The following is a 3,560-nucleotide window of genomic DNA, read 5'->3' as shown; positions in this document are numbered from 1 at the left end:
ACAAGCTCTTGACTTTGTTACAGAGCAAGTAGCAAACGGTGCGGAAATACTTTTCCTTGGCACAAAAAAACAAGCTCAAAACATCATAGAAGAAGAAGCTAAAAGATGTGGAGCTTTCTATGTTAACTACAAATGGCTCGGCGGTATGTTTACAAACTTTGCAACTGTTAAGAAAAGCATTGCAAAATTAAGAAAGCTGCAGAAAATGGAAGCTGAAGGTGTGTTTGAAGTATTACCAAAAAAAGAAGCAAGAACTTTAATGAAGCAAAAAGAAAAGCTTGAAAAGTATCTAAAAGGTATTGTTGATATGGACAGAGTTCCGGACATTATATTTGTTGTAGATACAGTAAGAGAAAATAACGCTGTTACAGAAGCTAATAAACTCGGCGTCCATGTTGTAGCTATTGCAGATACAAACTGCGACCCGGACAAAATAGATTATCCTATCCCGGGTAATGATGATGCTATAAAAGCTATTCAATTGATTACTTCTAAAATAGCTGACGCTGTAATAGAAGGCAAAAAGATGAGAGAATCTATTGGAACAGCTGTAGAAACAAAAACCATTGAAGAAGAGCTTTTAGCAAGAGCAGAAGCTGCTAACGTTGTAGAATCTGGATATATGGGAGCTAAAAACTATTCAAAAGAAGAAAGACTCTCTGAAGTGATAGAAAAAGAAGTTAAATCTCATATAGATGAAGAAATAGAAGAAGCTAAGGAGGAGCTTTAATGGCTGTTGATGCAAAATTAGTTAAGACTCTTAGAGAAATGACCGGCGCTGGAATGCTCGAATGTAAATCAGCTTTAGAAGAGGCTAATGGTGATTTAGAGCTTGCAGTTGAAATATTAAGAAAAAAAGGCGTTGCAAAAGCTGCTAAAAAAGCCGGAAGAGAGACAAAAGAAGGGCTAATTCATGCATACATACACGCCGGCGGAAGAATCGGCGTTCTTTTAGAATTAAACTGTGAAACAGACTTTGTCGCTCGGAACGAACTTTTCAAAGAGCTTGCTAATGAAATAGCTTTACAAATTGCAGCTATGAAGCCGCAATACGTTAAAAGAGAAGATGTTCCAAGAGAAGTTGCTGAAAAAGAAGGAGAAATTGCAAGAGAAGCTGCAATTGCAGAAGGAAAGCCACCTCACATTGCAGAAAAAATAGCAGAAGGAAAATTAGAGAAATTCTATAAAGAAGTATGTTTATACGAACAGCCTTACATTAAAGATGACAAAAAAACCGTTGAAGAATTGATAAAAGAGTATATAGCTAAAATTGGTGAAAACATTCAAGTTAGAAGATTTTGCAGATACGAGCTTGGGGACTAAAAATTGCCGCTTGTTTATAAAAGAATTCTTTTAAAGCTTTCCGGAGAAGCATTGATGGGGGATCAAGAGTATGGAATTGACCCCCATTTTGTCAGTGAACTTTGCGATGAGATAAAAGATGTTTATGAAATCGGCGTTCAGATTGCTATAGTCATAGGTGGTGGGAATATTTTCAGAGGCATTCAAGGCACTGAAATAGGAATGGACAGAGCTACTGCTGATTACATGGGAATGCTTGCAACGGTTATGAATGCCCTTGCACTTCAGGATGTTTTAGAGAAAAAAGATGTGCCAACAAGGGTTATGTCTGCTATTGAAATGAGACAGATAGCAGAGCCTTATATAAGAAGAAGAGCAATAAGACACTTAGAAAAAGGAAGGATTGTTATATTTGCTGCCGGAACAGGCAGTCCATTTTTTACAACAGACACAACAGGAGCATTAAGAGCTGCCGAAATAAAAGCAGACATTCTTTTAAAAGCTACAAAGGTTGATGGTGTTTACGACAAAGACCCTGAGAAATATCCCGATGCAAAACTCTTAAAAGAAATTTCTTATTTAGATGCAATAAATAAAAACCTTAAAGTCATGGACCATACAGCTATAACCTTGTGCATGGAAAATAGGCTTCCTATCGGAGTGTTTAACATAAAGAAAAAAGGTAATCTTAGAAAAATCGTTTTTGGTGAAGATGTAGGCTCAATAGTTAGATAAGGAGGGTTTGGAAATGATAGAAGAATATCTTAAAGAAGCAGAAAAAAGAATGAAGGGAGCAGTTAATAAATACAAAGAAGAACTTTTAGGAATTAGAACAGGCAGGGCTTCTACAGGATTGGTTGAAAATATAAAAATAGATTACTACGGGGCAGAACTTCCTCTAAAACAGCTTGCAACAATCTCAACTCCAGAACCGGCTCAAATCGTAATCCAGACATGGGACAAATCAGCTGTAAAGCTAATAGAAAAAGCGTTAATGGAAGCAAATCTTGGAGCAAACCCGCAAACAGAAGGAAACGTCATAAGATTAAACCTTCCACCAATGACAGAAGAAAGAAGAAAAGAAGTTGTAAAAATGATTCATAAGTTTGCAGAAGAAGCAAGAATAGCAATAAGAAACATAAGAAGAGATGAAAAAGAAAACATAGAAAAACTCAAAAAAGAAGGCTTTTCAGAAGATGATATCAAAAAAGCTCTTGAAAAACTCCAAAAATTAACAGACAAATACATAGAAGAAATCAATCAGCTTACAGAGGCTAAGGAAAAAGAAATCCTATCTATTTAAATCCCTTAAATCAAATAACTCTTTGAAATTTATGATAAAATTTATAAATTAGATTGTACTACACATTGAGGTGAGAAATTAGCAGTTTTTATAGATTAAAAAGGAGATCCTTCGGACTAAAGTCCTCAGGATGACAAAAAGGTTGGATGGCAAGCATTAGAGGAAAGATAATTTTAGATGTCATTCTGAGCGAAGCGAAGAATCTCCTACTTTTAATGAATTTCTCACCCGACATGTTGTGCTATTTTTTAATAAATTTGAGGTTAGTTTATGAAGGTTGAAGAAAAGGTAAAGGAATTACTATTACCTATTTTAGAAGAAAGAGACTTTAAACTTGTGGATATTGAGTTTATACCAAGTAAAAGACCAATTCTGCGTATTTACATATACAATCCGGAAGGTACATCCATAGATGATTGTGAATGGGTAAGCAAAAGAATAGGAGCTTTGCTTGATGTTGAAGATTTAATCGATAAAGCATATATCCTTGAAGTTTCTTCGCCAGGGTTAGACAGAAAATTTAAGAACATAGAAGAATACGATATTTTCAAAGGCAGAGATGTAGTAATAAAAACAAAAGAACCTATCAACGAGAAAAAAGTGTTTAAAGGTACGCTCCTCGGTTTAGAAGATGAAAAGGTAAAAATTAAAGAAAATGAAGAGACTGTAGAAATTCCGTTGGAAAATGTTAGCCAAACAAAATTAGACTTTTAAGTGTAGGAGTAGAGATGTCTGTAAAACTAAAAAATGTAATAGAAACCATATCAAGAGAAAGGAATATTCCTGAAGATGTTATAGAAAAGGCATTAAAAGATGGTATTTTAACGGCTGTAAAAAAAGAGTTTAAATTAAGAGAAAAGGGTGCTGTAAAAATTATTTTTGATAAAGAAAAAGATGAATTAAAAGTTCTAATCAAGAAAAAAGTCACGCCGTTTGTAGAAGATGAAACAAAAGA

The 3,560-nt window shown here is 34.6% G+C and carries 6 protein-coding genes; all 6 read left to right on the top strand.

All coding sequences use genetic code 11. The features are described from left to right. The coding region (gene rpsB / locus SULYE_RS07025; protein WP_007547913.1) for a 30S ribosomal protein S2 at positions 1-730 on the top strand (730 nt) is incomplete at its 5' end. Continuing rightward, positions 730-1,323 carry a translation elongation factor Ts gene (tsf, locus tag SULYE_RS07020; RefSeq protein WP_007547912.1) on the top strand — a complete coding sequence of 198 codons (594 nt, stop codon included), beginning with the start codon at positions 730-732 and terminating at the stop codon, positions 1,321-1,323. The genes rpsB and tsf, both read left to right, overlap by 1 nt. A gap of 3 nt (positions 1,324-1,326) precedes the next feature. Beyond that, positions 1,327-2,037 carry a UMP kinase gene (pyrH, locus tag SULYE_RS07015; RefSeq protein ID WP_007547911.1) on the top strand — a complete coding sequence of 237 codons (711 nt, stop codon included), beginning with the start codon at positions 1,327-1,329 and terminating at the stop codon, positions 2,035-2,037. Positions 2,038-2,050: 13 nt separating this feature from the next. Next, complete coding sequence (gene frr / locus SULYE_RS07010) at positions 2,051-2,605, top strand: ribosome recycling factor (protein ID WP_007547910.1); 555 nt, start codon at positions 2,051-2,053, stop codon at positions 2,603-2,605. 270 nt (positions 2,606-2,875) lie between these two features. Then, a complete protein-coding gene (locus SULYE_RS07005) occupies positions 2,876-3,319 on the top strand; it encodes a ribosome maturation factor RimP (RefSeq protein WP_007547909.1) in 444 nt (147 codons plus the stop codon). Positions 3,320-3,333: 14 nt separating this feature from the next. Beyond that, positions 3,334-3,560, top strand: a 227-nt coding sequence (locus SULYE_RS07000) for a NusA N-terminal domain-containing protein (RefSeq protein WP_007547908.1), incomplete at its 3' end; no start/stop codon positions are given.

It is taken from the genome of Sulfurihydrogenibium yellowstonense SS-5, from assembly GCF_000173615.1.
GTDB lineage: Bacteria > Aquificota > Aquificia > Aquificales > Hydrogenothermaceae > Sulfurihydrogenibium > Sulfurihydrogenibium yellowstonense.
Note: the sequence above shows the minus strand (reverse complement) of the source record. Positions and strands in the feature narration are given on the sequence as shown.

Coding starts and splice junctions, on each gene's coding strand:
- tsf (WP_007547912.1), top strand. CDS start 730: ATGGCTGTTGATGCAAAATTAGTTAAGACTCTTAGAGAAATGACCGGC.
- frr (WP_007547910.1), top strand. CDS start 2,051: ATGATAGAAGAATATCTTAAAGAAGCAGAAAAAAGAATGAAGGGAGCA.
- SULYE_RS07005 (WP_007547909.1), top strand. CDS start 2,876: ATGAAGGTTGAAGAAAAGGTAAAGGAATTACTATTACCTATTTTAGAA.